Source organism: Tahibacter amnicola (assembly GCF_025398735.1).
GTDB classification, from domain to species: domain Bacteria; phylum Pseudomonadota; class Gammaproteobacteria; order Xanthomonadales; family Rhodanobacteraceae; genus Tahibacter; species Tahibacter amnicola.
This window is the reverse complement of sequence record NZ_CP104694.1, coordinates 1110466-1125286: the sequence shown is the minus strand read 5'-3', so window position 1 is coordinate 1125286 and position 14821 is coordinate 1110466. Positions and strand designations below refer to the sequence as shown.

Annotated in this window: 12 protein-coding genes, 1 tRNA gene and 2 pseudogenes; 10 read left to right on the top strand and 5 right to left on the bottom strand. The window is 63.2% G+C overall.

Annotated elements, in window-relative coordinates; all coding sequences use genetic code 11:
• The first annotated feature begins 6 nt into the window (after positions 1 to 6).
• Complete coding sequence (locus N4264_RS04675) at positions 7 to 1308, top strand: PQQ-dependent sugar dehydrogenase (protein WP_261695912.1); 1302 nt, start codon at positions 7 to 9, stop codon at positions 1306 to 1308.
• A gap of 454 nt (positions 1309 to 1762) precedes the next feature.
• Here the strand turns inward: N4264_RS04675 and N4264_RS04670 are convergent, their stop codons facing one another.
• Complete coding sequence (locus tag N4264_RS04670) at positions 1763 to 2848, bottom strand: serine hydrolase domain-containing protein (RefSeq protein WP_261695911.1); 1086 nt, start codon at positions 2846 to 2848, stop codon at positions 1763 to 1765.
• Between the two features lie 179 nt (positions 2849 to 3027).
• On the opposite strand from N4264_RS04670, the gene N4264_RS04665 reads away from it, so the two are divergent.
• The 3 genes and pseudogenes from N4264_RS04665 to N4264_RS04655 form a co-directional block, all read left to right on the top strand.
• On the top strand, positions 3028 to 4044 hold the full coding sequence (locus N4264_RS04665) for a TraB/GumN family protein (protein ID WP_261695910.1): 1017 nt from the start codon (positions 3028 to 3030) through the stop codon (positions 4042 to 4044).
• 64 nt (positions 4045 to 4108) lie between these two features.
• Positions 4109 to 5664: pseudogene (locus N4264_RS04660) on the top strand (protein adenylyltransferase SelO).
• A gap of 30 nt (positions 5665 to 5694) precedes the next feature.
• Positions 5695 to 5910, top strand: a pseudogene (locus N4264_RS04655) (alkylphosphonate utilization protein); the annotation flags it as partial.
• A gap of 54 nt (positions 5911 to 5964) precedes the next feature.
• Here the strand turns inward: N4264_RS04655 and N4264_RS04650 are convergent.
• Both N4264_RS04650 and N4264_RS04645 read right to left on the bottom strand, forming a co-directional pair.
• Entirely contained in the window at positions 5965 to 6708 is a 744-nt protein-coding gene (locus tag N4264_RS04650) for a hypothetical protein (RefSeq protein ID WP_261695909.1), read from the bottom strand.
• A 334-nt stretch (positions 6709 to 7042) separates the two neighbouring features.
• Positions 7043 to 9259, bottom strand: a complete 2217-nt coding sequence (locus N4264_RS04645) for a winged helix-turn-helix domain-containing protein (RefSeq protein ID WP_261695908.1) — start codon at positions 9257 to 9259, stop codon at positions 7043 to 7045.
• Positions 9260 to 9451: 192 nt separating this feature from the next.
• On the opposite strand from N4264_RS04645, the gene N4264_RS04640 reads away from it, so the two are divergent.
• The 3 genes from N4264_RS04640 (at position 9452) to N4264_RS04630 (ending at position 11244) form a co-directional block, all read left to right on the top strand.
• Positions 9452 to 9527 (top strand) — tRNA-Ile (locus N4264_RS04640).
• Between the two features lie 260 nt (positions 9528 to 9787).
• On the top strand, positions 9788 to 10819 hold the full coding sequence (locus N4264_RS04635; protein WP_261697575.1) for a recombinase family protein: 1032 nt from the start codon (positions 9788 to 9790) through the stop codon (positions 10817 to 10819).
• On the top strand, positions 10816 to 11244 hold the full coding sequence (locus tag N4264_RS04630; protein WP_261695907.1) for a LacI family transcriptional regulator: 429 nt from the start codon (positions 10816 to 10818) through the stop codon (positions 11242 to 11244). The genes N4264_RS04635 and N4264_RS04630 overlap by 4 nt, the downstream gene beginning before the upstream one ends.
• Before the next feature lie 10 nt (positions 11245 to 11254).
• On the opposite strand, the gene N4264_RS04625 is transcribed toward N4264_RS04630, so the two are convergent.
• Complete coding sequence (locus N4264_RS04625; RefSeq protein WP_261695906.1) at positions 11255 to 11737, bottom strand: hypothetical protein; 483 nt, start codon at positions 11735 to 11737, stop codon at positions 11255 to 11257.
• Between the two features lie 4 nt (positions 11738 to 11741).
• Positions 11742 to 12017, bottom strand: coding sequence for a hypothetical protein (locus N4264_RS04620; RefSeq protein WP_261695905.1), 276 nt, complete (start codon positions 12015 to 12017; stop codon positions 11742 to 11744).
• A 148-nt stretch (positions 12018 to 12165) separates the two neighbouring features.
• Between N4264_RS04620 and N4264_RS04615 the strand changes: the two genes are divergently transcribed.
• The 3 genes from N4264_RS04615 (at position 12166) to N4264_RS04605 (ending at position 14645) form a co-directional block, all read left to right on the top strand.
• On the top strand, positions 12166 to 12585 hold the full coding sequence (locus N4264_RS04615) for a helix-turn-helix domain-containing protein (RefSeq protein WP_261695904.1): 420 nt from the start codon (positions 12166 to 12168) through the stop codon (positions 12583 to 12585).
• A gap of 48 nt (positions 12586 to 12633) precedes the next feature.
• Complete coding sequence (locus tag N4264_RS04610; RefSeq protein ID WP_261695903.1) at positions 12634 to 13161, top strand: hypothetical protein; 528 nt, start codon at positions 12634 to 12636, stop codon at positions 13159 to 13161.
• A 683-nt stretch (positions 13162 to 13844) separates the two neighbouring features.
• The gene (locus N4264_RS04605; protein WP_261695902.1) at positions 13845 to 14645 is read left to right on the top strand and encodes a TIGR04255 family protein; all 801 of its coding nucleotides are present in this window, start codon (positions 13845 to 13847) and stop codon (positions 14643 to 14645) included.
• Positions 14646 to 14821: the final 176 nt, after the last annotated feature.

Here is a 14821-nt window from a genome sequence, read left to right as displayed (position 1 = left end):
GGTCGTATGTACGCCCGATGGGCTGTCGTCGTGATCTGCGCCGCGCTCGCCGCATGCGGCGGTCGTGCCCGGCTGGACGTGCGCGAGGGCACCGGTCCTGACCCGAAACTGCCGCCGCCGCAAAAATCCCTTATACCCGTCGTGCATGTCGCAACAGCGACCGGTTGGCCGGCGGGAGAAACACCCGACGCGGCCGACGGGCTGCGGGTTACGCCCTTTGCCGCCGGCCTGGACCATCCACGCTGGCTCTACGTATTGCCGAACGGTGATGTGCTCGTCGCTGAAACCAATGCACCGCCGCGCCCGCGGGACAACCGCGGACTCAAGGCCAAGCTGCAGAAGCTTCTGATGAAGAAGGCCGGTGCCGCGACGCCCAGCGCGAACCGCATCACCCTGCTGCGCGATGCCGACGGCGACGGTGTGGCCGAATTCCGCTCGGTCTTTGCCGAGCAGCTCCATTCACCCTTTGGCATGGCATTGGTCGACGGGCAGTTCTATGTCGCCAATACGGATGCCGTCGTTGCGTTTTCCTATACGGACGGCCAGACGACGCTGCACGGGCCGCCTCGCCGCGTGGCCGAATTGCCCGGCGGCGAGCGCAACCACCACTGGACCAAGAGTCTGATCGCAAGCCCCGACGGACGCACGCTGTATGTCGGCGTCGGCTCGAACAGCAATGTGGCCGAGCACGGCATGGCCGAAGAGGAACACCGCGCCGCCATTCTCGCGATCGACCCCGCCAGCGGCACATCCCGGGTCTTCGCCAGTGGCCTGCGCAATCCGGTCGGACTGGCGTGGGAGCCGGGGACCGGCGCGCTGTGGACCGCGGTCAACGAACGCGACGAGCTCGGCAGCGACCTCGTCCCCGACTACATTACCTCCGTCAAGGACGGCGGCTTCTACGGCTGGCCCTACAGCTATTTCGGCCAACATGTGGACAAACGCGTACCGGCCCGCCCCGATCTCGTCGCATCCGCCATCGTCCCCGACTTCGCGCTCGGCCCCCACACGGCATCGCTGGGGCTTGCCTGGAGCGGCGCGAACGCGCTGCCGGAAAGGTTCCAGAACGGCCTCTTCGTCGGCCAGCACGGATCGTGGAATCGCAGGCCGCGCAGCGGCTACCGGGTGCTCTTCGTGCCCTTCGCCAAGGGTGTTCCCACTGGAGAAACGCGGGACGTGCTCACCGGCTTTCTCGCGGGCGACGCGGCGCGTGGTCGGCCGGTGGGCGTCGCGATGGATAGCCGTGGCGCGCTGCTGGTCGCCGACGACGTCGGCAATGCGATCTGGCACGTCAGCGCGGCCCGATAGCCATCGCCGCCATCGATCCCCTTTGTAGCGGCGCTGGCGTTGCGCAGCGCAACAAAGCCGCGACCGGAGCGGTCTTTGCATCTCGGTCAAAAGCGTGAAATTTCAACGGGATGATCAAAAGGGGAGCGTATCCGCGGCCCCACGGGCGGGTTTGCACTTTTCCACTGGCCGCCAATTGGAAAAAACCGGTGCGCGATGATTTTCGACTCCCGGCATTTTTGGGCAGAAAATATCGTCACATTTGTTTATCATTGTGACGAATACAGTCGCACCGCCTGTCGGGTTCGCGGCGCCATCCGCGCCAGGAACTCCGACCCGCCGATCATCGGCAAAGTTACGGGAGTACGGGCGTTCGGGGTGTTTCAGACCCGGGCGCCCGACCTTTTCCCGTCGCAACCGGAAGACGCCCCGCCCACGCGGGGCGTCTTGCTGTCCGGGGCCGCAGTACCGCGCGTCACTCGAACTCGCCGGCGCCGAAGATCTCGTCAAACCATTCCACCGGGCTGCAGCCCTGGTCGAACGCCGTGCCAATGTCAGTGAGCATCTGCTGGTAGACCGGCCAGGCCCGGTCATTGACGCCGGCGTCGCCGCGAATCATGAACACGCCGAAGCGATGCTTTTCCAGGTCGACCCAGGGCATGAAACCGAACATGCCGAGGCTGTGGATGAGCGGCGCTTCACCCGGCGGCCGCTCGCCGATCATCCAGCTACCTAATCCATAGCGTACCGGCGGTACCGCATTGGGCGGCGCATACGCGACGGGCAGGTTGCCGACGTTATCTTGTCGAAACTGCCGGACGCCACCCAGGCTGAGCAGGCGGCGATTGTTGCTGCGCCCGTCATTGGCCAGCAGATGCAGCACACGCCCGTAGTCACGCAGAGTGCTGCGCGCACCGCCGGCAATGCGGTAGTTGAGCGTTGGTCCCAACCCCTGCCAGTCGATGCTGCTGATCCCCAGCGGCTCGCCCAGTTCGGAAATCCAGCGCGCCTGCCAGTCGCCACCGCCGCGCACCTCCGCCACGCGACCGGCCACGTGCATCGAGACACCCCCGTAGGAGAACTGCCCGCCCACGGTGTATCCGGCATTGAGCGGGCGGCAGCAGGCAATCTGCTCCACCGCCTGCGCCAGCGTGATCGAATCGTTGTTCACCACCGGGGCCAGCAAGTCATCCCCGTAGCCTGCAGTGTGACTGAACATCTGTCGCACCGTCATCGTGCCCTTCTCGCCACTGAAAGCCGGCAAGTAGCTGGAAACCGGCACATCAAGCCCAAGGGCCCCCTGGTCCGCCAGCTGCACCAGGCGTACGGCCGACAGCAGCTTCGTCGCCGAGGCGACCGGCACCCAGGTCGCCGGTGTATAGGTACCCAAATAGTTTTCGTACACAATTCCCTGACGGTCACCCACCAGCAGCGCGCCGCCTTCCAGTCCCTCGGACTGCAGCAGCGCCGCGAAGCGGCCCGTCGCCTCCGGGAAGGTGCACGTCTGCGCATGACCGACGGCACTGGCTAGCAACAGCAGTACAAGGCAGATCCCACGCATGACGGTCTCCTGAAGGCTGGTACCGGCCGTAACGGGCGCCTCCGCGGACCGTTGACGCACCCGTGCCGCCGCCGACGAACGGCATTTACGCTTCATCCAGCCATCGGGCCGCCTCACCGGTTATCGTCTCGCGCCGCAGCCGCGTCCGGCTGCGTAGATTCTTTCCCAGGGAACCCGTCATGCCGCGACACCTCGCCAGCTGCCTCGCATTTGCCCTTGCCGCCCTGGCGCACATGCCGACGAACGCCCAACAGCCACTGCCACCGGCCACCGAATCGGCAACCGTCGTGCTCGACCAGGTGCTGGTCAGCGGCGAACAACCCGGCCCGGGCATGTGGCGTGTATCCAAGGGTGACCACGTGCTCTGGATACTTGGCGTGCAGTCGCCCCTGCCGAAGAAGATGTCGTGGCGGTCCAAGGATGTCGAGGCCGTGATCGCGCAATCGCAGGAAGTGCTGCGCCTGCCCCGCGTGGAGGTCGGCAGCAATATCGGCTTCCTGCGCGGGTTGACCTTGCTGCCAGCCGCCATGAGCGCGCGCAAGAACCCCGACGACGCCACGCTCGCCGACATCCTTCCGGCCGACACCTATGCCCACTGGACGCGTCTGAAAGCCCAGTACCTGGGCAAGAGTGACAAGACCGAACGCTGGCGCCCGCTCTTCGCAGCGCAGGAGCTGTACGAAGCTGCCATCGAGAAACGCGGGCTCTCCGAGAAAGGCGTGGTGTGGCCGGTCGTCGAGAAACTCGCCCGCGAGCACAAGGTGCCCGTGACGGTGGCCAAGATCGAGATCCCGATCGAGGAGCCCCGCAAGACCATCAAGGAATTCGCCCGCTCGCCGCTCGACGATGCGGACTGTTTCGCCAAGACCCTCAACCGCCTGGACACTGACCTCGACGCCATGCGCGAACGCGCCAACGCCTGGGCCGTGGGCGATGTCGCGCAGCTGCGCCAGCTGACTTTCGCCGACAACGAAGCGGCCTGCCTCAAGGCCGCGCTCGATACGAGCGTGTCGCAACGACTGGGGCTGGACGAGCTGCCTGCGCGCATCAAGAAGGAATTTCTCGCAGCGGCGGACGCCGCGCTTGCCAGGAATGCCTCCACCCTGGCCGTGCTGCCCATGGACATGCTGCTCAAGAGCGACGGATACCTCGCCGCCCTTTCCGAGCGCAACTACACCATCGAAGAGCCGGAATAGACCTCCGCGCAGCCGCTGCCAGCCGCGCAGTAGAATGGCGGTCTGGCAGCGGCGGATCACGGCAATGGATTGGCGTTTCGACAACAGCTTCGTGCGGGAACTGCCCGGTGATCCGGAATCCGGAAACTTCCGCCGCCAGGTCGTCGGCGCACTTTACTCACGCGTGAACCCCACCCTGGTCGCGGCACCGTCAGTGATCGCCATTTCACCCGAAATGGCGCAGGTGCTTGACCTCGACGCAGCAGCCATCCAGTCGCCGCTGTTCGCCCAGGTGATGGGTGGCAATCGCCTGCTGCCGGGCATGGAGCCCTACGCGGCGAACTACGGCGGCCACCAGTTCGGCAACTGGGCCGGCCAGCTCGGCGACGGCCGCGCCATCACGCTGGGCGAAGTGATCAACCGGGCCGGCAAGCGCTGGGAAATCCAGCTCAAAGGCGCCGGCCCCACACCGTACGCACGCACGGCCGATGGCCGCGCCGTATTGCGCTCGTCGATCCGCGAGTTTCTCTGCAGCGAGGCCATGCACCACCTGGGTGTTCCGACCACGCGCGCGCTCGCGCTGGTGTCGACCGGCGAGGCCGTCGAACGCGACATGTTCTACGACGGGCATCCGCGCGACGAACCGGGCGCTGTCGTCTGCCGCGTGGCGCCGTCGTTCCTGCGCTTTGGCAACTTCGAGCTTCCGGCGTCGCGCGGTGATACTGCACTGGTGGCGCGCCTGGTCGACTACACCATCCGGCGCGAATTTCCCGAGCTGTCCGGTGATACACCCGCCCTTCGCGCCGAATGGTTCGCCCAGGTGTGCGAACGCACCGCGCGCACGGTGGCGCACTGGATGCGCGTGGGCTTCGTCCATGGCGTGATGAACACCGACAACATGTCCATCCTGGGCCTCACCATCGATTACGGCCCCTATGGCTGGGTCGACAATTTCGATCCGGACTGGACTCCCAACACGACCGACCGGCACGGTCGCCGGTATCGTTTTGCACATCAGCCACAAGTAGCCTATTGGAACCTGACCCGGCTGGCCGGCGCCGTGGCCTCGGCGTTCCCGGATACCACCCCGCTGGAAGCCGGTCTTGAACGCTTCATGCAGGCCTACGCCAGCACCGAGCGCAGCATTGTCGCCGCCAAGCTGGGCCTGCGCGACTGCGAAGACGACGACGCGACGCTGATGGGCGACCTGTACGGCCTGATGGTTGCCGCCGAAGTCGACATGACACTGTTCTTCCGGGGCCTGGCTGATATCGACACGCAGGCACCGTCGCTCGGGTCCGTGGCGGACGCCTTTTACGATGCCGACAAACAGGCCGCAGCGGCAGCCCCTTCCAGGCGTGGCTTGATCGCTACGCCGCGCGCCTGCGGCGCGATGGCGTCGATCCAGCCCAGCGCCGGCAATGGATGAACCGCGCCAACCCGCGCTATGTACTGCGAAATTACCTCGCCCAGCAGGCCATCGATCGCGCCGAGTCCGGCGACTACGCCGGTATCCACGACCTGATGGACGTGATGCGCCACCCCTACGACGATCAGCCCGGCCGCGATGCCTTTGCGCAGAAGCGCCCGGAATGGGCCAAAAGCCGCGCCGGCTGCTCCATGCTGTCGTGCAGTTCCTGACACCACTCACTGACTGGAAGTACCGCAATGACCCAGAACGTTCGCGACAGTAACGGCAATCCGCTCGCCGACGGTGACAGCGTCACCGTCATCAAGGACCTCAAGGTCAAGGGCACGTCCGTTACGCTCAAGCGCGGAACCCTCATCAAGAACATCCGCCTGACCGACGATGAGGAAGAGATCGAATGCAACGCCGAGAAGGTTAAAGGTCTGGTTCTGAAGACCTGCTTCCTGAAGAAGGCGTGACGGCATCGACGCGTTGACGGTTCGCGTCAACGCGTCCACCGCGGCACGTGACACTCAACCGGGCTTGCCGGTGCCGCAGTGCTCAATGGCCATGGTGTAGGGGATGTACAGCATCAGCTCCGACGCCGACACCCGCTGCCATTCGATGCGGCTGCTCAGCCCTTCGATCGACACTTCGCAACCAGCCCCCAGCTGGCCACGGATCCGTGCCGTGTCCTCCGCAATGGCGGTGACCAGCTCGTAGCGGAAGCGTTCGGGGCGCGTCAGGCTCAAGGCGGTCTCGGATGCCACATCGATCTCGGTACGTCCCATCCGCTCGGCCTTGCCCACGAAATCGCGCAACTCGCGGGTGAGTTCTTCCGCCTTCTCCGGTTTGCCGCCAATAGCCGTACGGACAAAGATCGTCACCTTGCTCACGTCCGGCCGCTTGTCGTCATCATCGAGCGGAATCTGATAATTCTTCGAATCAATGGTCGACAGAAACGTGTCGCCGTAAACCAGCTGGAACGATTTTCCGGCGCTGGCCTGCATTTTCCGGATCGTCTCGTGGATTTCATTTTCCCGGCTCTCCTTGTTGCGCGTGTCGCTGACGAGTGTCAGCGACAGCAGGAGATAATCGCCGGGACGGGTTATGGAAACAGCCGGCGTTTCCAGCAGGTCGCGATAACTGATACGCGAGCCGGTCACGACAATCGTTTCCAGTTTTTCCTCCTGCGCGGCAGCAGGCCCTGCCGCGCACGCCACCGCCGCGATGAAAGCAGTGGTCCAGCCCTTCCTGCCGAAATAACGGACTCGCATACCCGACCTCCTTCCCCACAAGGTTCAGGCCGAGTGTAGGAATTCGCTGGAGTACCGGTGGAAACGAGCCGACCAACGCGCACTCCCCGCACCATCCACGGGGAATTCACATCCAAACCGGCCCCTGCTGTAAAGATCGTTTACCGACAATCCGCGGGCGGACGGTCGAAAATGCCATAACAGCGCCAGGATCGCTGCGATAAAATTGTTCGACGTTCGCGACCGCAGGCGGCGCTCGATCTATCCCCTGGATCACCGCCTAACGCGACGTCGGGAAGGGTCCGTCACCCCCTGTGCGGATCCTTCCCACTTCCTTCTCTCTACCGCGCCAGCATCAGGGCGATGGCGGTTTCGCCGCGGTACGCAGATCCACCCACACCAGATCGTGCACCGCGCGCGGCGGACGCACCAGATCCAGCGTCCTTGACCCATCGCGCATCGCCATACCCAGTGTCGTGATGCCGTCCATCGGTTCGACCAGCACGGGCGCGGCGCCTGCCGCCGCAACGAAGTACACGCCGAAGTGCGCGCCGGCGGGCTCCAGCACGGCATAGATGCCATCGTCGGCCGGTGTCCAGCCGTAGGCTGTCCAGTAGCCCATGTCGTCGACCCACTTCTCTACCGCGCCTTCCGGCGATCGGCGCACCAGCGCTTGTTGCTTTGTATCGATATAGAAAATACCGCCCTTCGCGTCACCACTAATCGGACCCCGCTCCACCGGAGAGGCCAACGATTGCTCCACGCCGGTTTCGCGGGAGCGGCGCCACAACGCCCGCGCCGCGTTGTCGGCGCTCACGTAGTAGATCCATTTGTCGTCAGCCGACAGATACACCTGCTCGATGCGTCGGGACGTCGCGCCCAGCCGGCTCCAGGCCGCATTCGCCAGGTCCGCCTCGAACAGCGCCGTGTCACCCGCCTGGTTGCGCACCGGCACGATCAGCCGCTTGCCGTCGCCACTGAAAGCGGGCGTGGCCTGCGGCACGAAGCCGTCGATATCCGGCAGGCGGACGGCCTGGGCCTCCTTGGCCACATAGACGGCTATCCGGCCATCCGGATCAGCCAGGTACGCCAGCTGATCCCCCTGGAACGATCGCCGTGGAAACCACTCGCTCCCCGTTTCCCGCCGCAGCGGTTCCGTGGGCGACGGCTCCGCCGTGCCGTCGAGCGTGAGCTGCGCCAGGCCAAATCGCCGTTTTCCGCGGCAGAAAAGCAGCGCTTCGCGCTCACGCGCCAGGATCGGATCGGTTGCACCGGGCAGCCCCAGGTAGTCACGCTGGCCGGTGCCCGCATCCACGCGCCACAGACCCGATCCGGCACCACGATGGATGCCGATCACCAGCCCACGGCTGTCCGGCAGCCAGGTGAAGCCATCCAGCCCCAGGTAGTCGGGCACCAATTCGCGCAGTCTTCCTGCGGCGATATCCAGTAACCACAAGCCACTGTGCGGCTGCGGTCCGCGTCGGATCGCCAGGTATCGCCCGTCCGGCGAGTAGTGCGCCTGCACGTCGCTCACCGCGGCGTCGCGCGGATAATCCAACGGTTCAACCTGGCCATCCGAGAGGCGAATCCGGTGCAGGCTCATCGCCGCGTCACCCGGCCGCATCCGCGGTGTCACCAGGTATTCGCCATCCGGCGAGAACGTCATCCATTCGGCAAACCGCGTGCTGCAGCTGCCCAGCTCACGCTCCGTGCCCTCGGGCAGGCGATGCAGACGGATCCGGCACGCACCGTTGTCGTCGAAATGCTGGTACGCGACGGTGCGGCCGTCGTGCGCCACCGCGATGCTGAAATCCTGGCCACCGGGCAGCGCGCCGATGCGCGTACTGGCGCTGCCGTCCAGCCCCTGCGACACCACGCGCACGTGACCATCGATCACGGTGGAGAACAACGCACGACGGCCATCCGGCAGTACTTCGCCATAGCCGACGTACGTTCCGGCCGGCGCCAGGGTGTGGATGGAACCAGTGAGTGCATGCGCCAAGGCCGGTGCGTCGTACACGCTGCGTCCGGCGACCGGCCACATCAGCCAGCCGGCAACCGCGACCAGTGCACTGCATCCCGTCAGAACGGCAAGCCGCCAGGGCCGCCTGCCGGACGTCAGCACGGTAACGCGTTCCGGCGCAGTCGCGACGTCCGCATCGGCGTCCTCCACCGGCGCCGTCGCACGATCGACACGCGCTTCCTCCGGCACGGCCGTCGCGACGTCCAGATCGGTCACTTCCGTTCGCTCCGCCGGCGCACAGGTGCAGATCAGCCGGTAACCGAGCTTCGGAATCGTCTCGATGTAACGTCGCTGCGCCGGATCCGTATCACCCAGCGCCTGCCGCAACTCGTTGATGGCCTTGCCCACCACCTCATCGCCCGTGGCGACATTGCCCCAGATCTGATTGAGCGCCGCATCACGCGACAACGGCCGGTCACCCGCTTCGATCAACGCCCGCAGCACCGCCGCCGCACGCGGCGTCAACCGGTGCGACTGGCCACCCCGATCGATGCGTTGGGTACCCAGGTCAGCAACAGCCTCCCCCAGGCGCCAGATTTCCGGTTGCATGCGCAGTACTCAGGCCTTCGGCAGGGGGAAATTCTCACCAAGGCTGGCGCCAAGGGGAAGTGCGGCGGGTTTGCCGGTCACGCGCCGTCGCCCTCCTCTGCCAATCCCCGGCTACGCGCTGCTACAATCCCCCGACTGGACACCTTCCCCTGGCCCAGCCCGCGCACCGCGGGACACGCCATCGTCCATGCCGGGCCTATAGCTCAACGGTTAGAGCAGAGGACTCATAATCCTTTGGTTCCAGGTTCGAATCCTGGTGGGCCCACCAATCGGATGCCGAGTTCCCCGCCGTGTGGTGCACGCGGAGAATCTTCGAGGCTCGCCTCTCTGGAGCGTTTGTCGTCCAGCAGAGTTTCTTCCGAAAGTGTAGCGCGATTGCGACAGCATCTTCGATGGGGCAATTCGGAGTGCCACACGATGGCGTTGATGTGAAGTCAACGCCAGCAAAGCTCTTCGACGAAGACCCAATGACTTGGTCGTTGTCTGCAAGACCGATCGGCTCACCCGTACGATTAGTGGTTTCTCGCTATTGATCGACGTGTTCGATCGGCACCAGTCGCCTTCGTGTCCGTCACACAGCAGTTCAACACCACGGACAGCATGGGGCGCCTCATGCTGAACGTGCTGCTTTCGTTCGCCCAGTTCGAGCGCGAGATTGCCGCCGAGCGAATCCGGGACAAGTTCGCCGCCAGCAAGCGCAAGGGACTGTGGATGCACGGCATCCCGCCCTTGGGTTATGACGTGGTCGACCGGCGGCTCGTTCCCAACCCCACCGAAGCGCCGTGGGTCCGGCGAATTTTTCAACGCTTCGTGGAATTGCGCTCCGCCGTCGGCTTGATCAACGAGCTCAAGACCGCCGGCGTGACCACCAAAGCCTGGACCAGCAAGAATGGACGCGCTCGCCCGGTTCGCGCGATCGGCAAGAGCTACATCTACGCAATACTGACGAACCGAACGTACCTCGGCGAATTGCGCCACCGGGATCAATGGATCACCGGCGCGCATGAGCCGATCATCTCGACCGAGATATGGGAGCAGGGACGCTCGGCTCTGGCTGTCCCGAGCCGCACGCGGGGCAACGAATCGCGGGCGAAAGTGGCGTTTGCCCTTAAGGGCCTACTCTGGGCGCCGGACGGCTCAGCGCTGACACCTTGGCACACGCGAAAGCCCAACGGCCGGCAGTACCGGTACTACGTCAGCACCCGGGCCATTCATTGGGGCGCCAACGCGGCCGAGCTTGTCCGCCTACCCGCCGGCGATATCGAGAAGCTGGTCGAGGCCCAGGCACTTGTCGTGCTCCAGACGCCGGGCCTTGTCGCCGACGTTGTGGCCGCCGCCACGAGCGTGAAGCCGGCGCTGGACGAGGCGCAGGTAACCGTTGCCATGACACAAGTCGGCACCGTGTGGGAAAGCCTCTTCCCCGGCGAGCGGCAGCGCCTTCTTCGCCTGCTGGTGCGGAAAGTCGTCGTGTACCCCGATCGGCTGGACATCGACTTTCACCCGCTAGGGCTGGCCGAGCTGGCCGACGTTCCGGCGCCTTCGCACGCGGAGGCAGCGTGAAGCCGCAGCTCGTAGTGGAAGGTCCGCCGTCGGCCGCGCCGAGCACCGACGGCGGCGGCAGCATTTCCATACCCATTCGGCTGGTGCGTCGCAGCGGGCGCCGGCTACCGCGTACGGAACATATGGACCCGAGGGCCGAGCCACGAACCGCCACGCCGCTGCAGCTGGCGCTGGCGCGGGGGCATCGGTGGCTAGGGATGATCGAACGCGGCGAAGTCGCATCCATGTCGGAGATCGCGCGACAGACCGGCGGCGACCCCAGCTACATCGCCCGCATGATCAACCTGACGACGCTCGCCCCCGGAATCGTTGAGGCAATCCTCGACGAAGCGCTGCCGGATGAGACGCGCCTGGTCGACATGGCAATTTCGCCGCCTCATGCGTGGTGCGAGCAGTACGAGCTACTTCGCTCCATGATTCGCTGAGGCGCCCGGACTACCGCCGGTAGAACAACCGGTCCGCGTGGTCCACGAAATAGCACACCATGTGCTCCATTCGGTCTAGGTCGCACATGTGCGGTATCGAGGCGGCGCTATAGGCGGCGGCGGTCGCGTCAAGATCGCCGCCGGTTTCGAACCACACCGCAGCGGCGCGTTTGAGCGCGCTCGCTTCGTCAGCCAGACCGACTTCCTCCAGCGCCGCGTAGATTCTGTCCAAGCTGTCTGCCTTGTTCGAAAAGGCGTGCCAGCCTTCGCATTGGCAAGCCGCCTCCCAGCCCAACGCATGGCAGACCAAGCCGAAACCACGCGGCAGATCATCCTCAATCAATTCGCTCAGCTCGAGTTGATCAGCCAGTGCCGCGAAGTTGCTGATCCATTGGTGGTGATCGTCGCCGCGCCATATTTCCAGGGGTGTACCGGGCGCGCAATGTCGCAGCGTCTCGTTCAGCACTGGAACAATTTCTTCGGGAAGTCTCATGCGATCAAACAACCGGAATCGTCGAGAGGGACTCGACCCGGAGGCTTCCAGTGAACGGCTCAATATACGCCGCTATGCAGTCGGAGAACTCATCCATCAGTGCCAAACCATCAGGGTCGAAGTCGTTGTCAGCCTGAAGGCGAAGATGTCTTCCATCCCATGTGCATAGGACGTTCCGATGCCACTGGCGATGCTGCGAAAATTCCTCGGTGATATCGACAGCCGCCTCTGCCCCTGATGACTCGGGAACGCCCGTGCAGATCAACTGGACCTGATACATGATTTTCCCCATGACGGTAGTCGATTACTCGGGACCTCGACCGAGCCCTTGAGCAACCGATGTATGAACAGGTGCCGGCGCATACCGCTCGGCATCTACATTGCTACAGTGTACACTTTGGTGCTCAACCACTGCCAAGTTAAGCACCATGGGTTCCATCGAATCGTTGCTCGCTGAGGAATTCACCCGCGTACTCCGCCGAGAAGTCGGTCCAAAACTAGACGAGATCCGCAAGCTGGTAGCTGCCCACGCGAAGGACGTTGCAGCGGTCAAGGGCCGTATCGATCGAATTGAGCGCGGCACGGGGATTTCGAAGGCGCGGAAACATGCAGATCGAAAGAAGATTCCCGGCGATGGTGTTGGGACTGACGCCACTGACTTGCGTACGATCCGCCGCTCCCTGGAGATTTCAGCGCAGGATCTAGCATCACTGATGGACGTCAGCATTCAGTCGATCTACAACTGGGAATCTGGAAAGACGCGCCCGCGGTCCGCGCAACACACCAAGCTATCCAAGCTTCTTCAGTTGCCGCAAGGCAAGCTCCGTCGTCGCTTGGCGAATGCCTGACTCGCCAACGGCCCAAGCCCCTCCGTGTTGCCACTCATAGGAGCCGCTATGTCGTACGAGGAAGACGATCGCCGTCGAAGGCTGCGGATAGCACGGGACGAGGAGGAGCAGGAACAAGCCCGTCGAATAAGGGAAGCCTACAGCCAGCACGACGAGCATTCGCACGGCCAAAGCGGAGGCCCATCCAATCTCGTCACGGCGGTAGTGTTTTGCGCTGTAGCGGGCGTCGCCTGGACCTGGGAAAATCTTCCTAAATGGCACACATTTGACCAGCCGTACAAAGCGATCGCCTCGTTCTACTACTGGCTCCTGATTGCTCCCATCAAGGTGGTTCCCTGGATTTGGGAATCACTCACCCATCCCGGCCTTTCCGACTACAAGAATTTCAACGTCGTCACTGCCGTAGCTGCTGTCCTTCTATACGCAGTTGCGCTAGTGATTGGGGGCGGCGTGATACGCGCGCTTTGCCGAGCCGTGGGCGTGCGTAGATGGAAAACGCTTCTGGCGTCCCCGGCGATTGCTGCTGGGCTGTGGTTTGCCGGAACGGCAACACTTACATGGCTAACTCAGAAGTGATTCGGCACCACCTTCACCTTTGAGCATGAGCTGGGCCGCATGTCGCGGCTGTGAGAATGCCGCAGCCCCGAGGAGAAGTACGCCCACCGGCAGGACTGGGCCGCCCGACGCGCACCGAACTTCTTCCGTTCGGCGTCCGCTACCGATGAAGCCATGTGCATCAGGTCGCCATAACGTTTTGCGAGAAACACTAATCGGCAGATCGGCACCGTCCGTCGTGGATAGGACCGCCGCTCCAATCGAACATCGTCATGAGCACGATCTAGGCAAACGCTGACGACGCGCCGTCGAATACACAAGGTGCAGTGGGAGTCCTGGCTGACTCACCCCAATATATTGAGCCGGTCGGTGACCGAGGCCACGCCGGGTTGTTGATAACCTTGTTGATAACGTGTTTATAACTATTGATAATCAATTCGCCTCGCGGTGAGCAATGCGGCCTCCCTCCGGGCAAGTTCCAGCGAGATCGGAACCGGTTTCTCGCGCCCGCACTGAGTCGCATGTCATTGATTTAAATGGGTTAGTACGACAACTGGAGCGACCAAACCAGAACTTGCCAGGGGCAAATATAGAGCGCCGTGCCTTCCTTATTCAGGGAGGAACTTCCGGCATTTCCAAGGTGTCAATTAAGATGTAAAGTTCTTGTCGCAACCATTAACGGCAACCACCATGAGCACAGGGCAGTGGTCCAACCCCCCTTGGTATTTGCGGTCGCTGGGCTGCTCTACGACCAACTGCTTAATCTTCCAAAGGCTCTTCCGGCGTTCCAGGATGCCGTACGTCCATTTCTGCCTGGCTATCGACAGGAAAGCCTCCAAAAGAAGCACTCACTTGGCGCTGCGCAGGTAGTGTTTGAAGTCGAGCGGTCTGCCTTCTTCAGTGAAGATGGTAGTGAAGGAGTTGTGATTGGTGATGGTGGCTTGCTGTTCATGTCTACGTCCTACACGACTTACGCACCGTTCGCAGGGACGCTACGAAAAGTACTCTCTGCGTTAGAACATGCGGTAGCAGGGCTGTCAGAAGGAGGCAAACTTAACTGCACTCGGGTTGGGTTGCGTTACGTTGACGCATTTGCCACTGGCGATGATGAAGAGCCAGAAATGTATGTGTCCGAGGGGCTACGCCATCGCCCCCCCACTGCTCGCGGACACGCCGAACAGGGCATAAGCATTTGTCGCTTTACTATGGGCTCGGGAACAGCAAACGTGCGCTTTGCCTCAGGTGCTGGAACTCCAGTAGTCCCGCCTGATCTGGAGCCACTACCAGTCGGGTTGCGCGATGAGATTAGCCAACTAGCTGTTGCTGGCCGACCGATTTCCGTACTGGATACGGACAGGTTCTGCGATGTAAGAATGCTGCTAGATGTGGACAAGGTTATTGGCGTTTTTGATGAACTTCACAGAGATGCGGACCAGCTGTTTCGAACGCTTATTACACAACATGCGCGCAAAGTTTGGGGGGATCCAACCATCTTGGGAGCGTGAACCATGCTTGCTGCGCCAGACTTAATGGACTCAACATCGCTTTCGGCTCCTCGGTCAGCGGAAGTCAGAAAAGCGCCCTCGCACGTAGGTTCGCGTGGCGACCTACTTGCTCCCAATGGCACGTCCCTTTTTGTGAAAGACGCTGCCGGAGGCATAAATCATGTATGGCTTTTTTC

Bases quoted from the DNA above. Each gene is read 5' to 3' on its own strand.
- N4264_RS04675 (WP_261695912.1), top strand. From the start codon at position 7: ATGTACGCCCGATGGGCTGTCGTCGTGATCTGCGCCGCGCTCGCCGCA.
- N4264_RS04625 (WP_261695906.1), bottom strand. From the start codon at position 11,737: ATGAGACTTCCCGAAGAAATTGTTCCAGTGCTGAACGAGACGCTGCGA.
- N4264_RS04610 (WP_261695903.1), top strand. From the start codon at position 12,634: ATGTCGTACGAGGAAGACGATCGCCGTCGAAGGCTGCGGATAGCACGG.
- N4264_RS04645 (WP_261695908.1), bottom strand. From the start codon at position 9,259: ATGCAACCGGAAATCTGGCGCCTGGGGGAGGCTGTTGCTGACCTGGGT.
- N4264_RS04670 (WP_261695911.1), bottom strand. From the start codon at position 2,848: ATGCGTGGGATCTGCCTTGTACTGCTGTTGCTAGCCAGTGCCGTCGGT.
- N4264_RS04615 (WP_261695904.1), top strand. From the start codon at position 12,166: ATGGGTTCCATCGAATCGTTGCTCGCTGAGGAATTCACCCGCGTACTC.
- N4264_RS04665 (WP_261695910.1), top strand. From the start codon at position 3,028: ATGCCGCGACACCTCGCCAGCTGCCTCGCATTTGCCCTTGCCGCCCTG.
- N4264_RS04620 (WP_261695905.1), bottom strand. From the start codon at position 12,017: ATGTATCAGGTCCAGTTGATCTGCACGGGCGTTCCCGAGTCATCAGGG.
- N4264_RS04650 (WP_261695909.1), bottom strand. From the start codon at position 6,708: ATGCGAGTCCGTTATTTCGGCAGGAAGGGCTGGACCACTGCTTTCATC.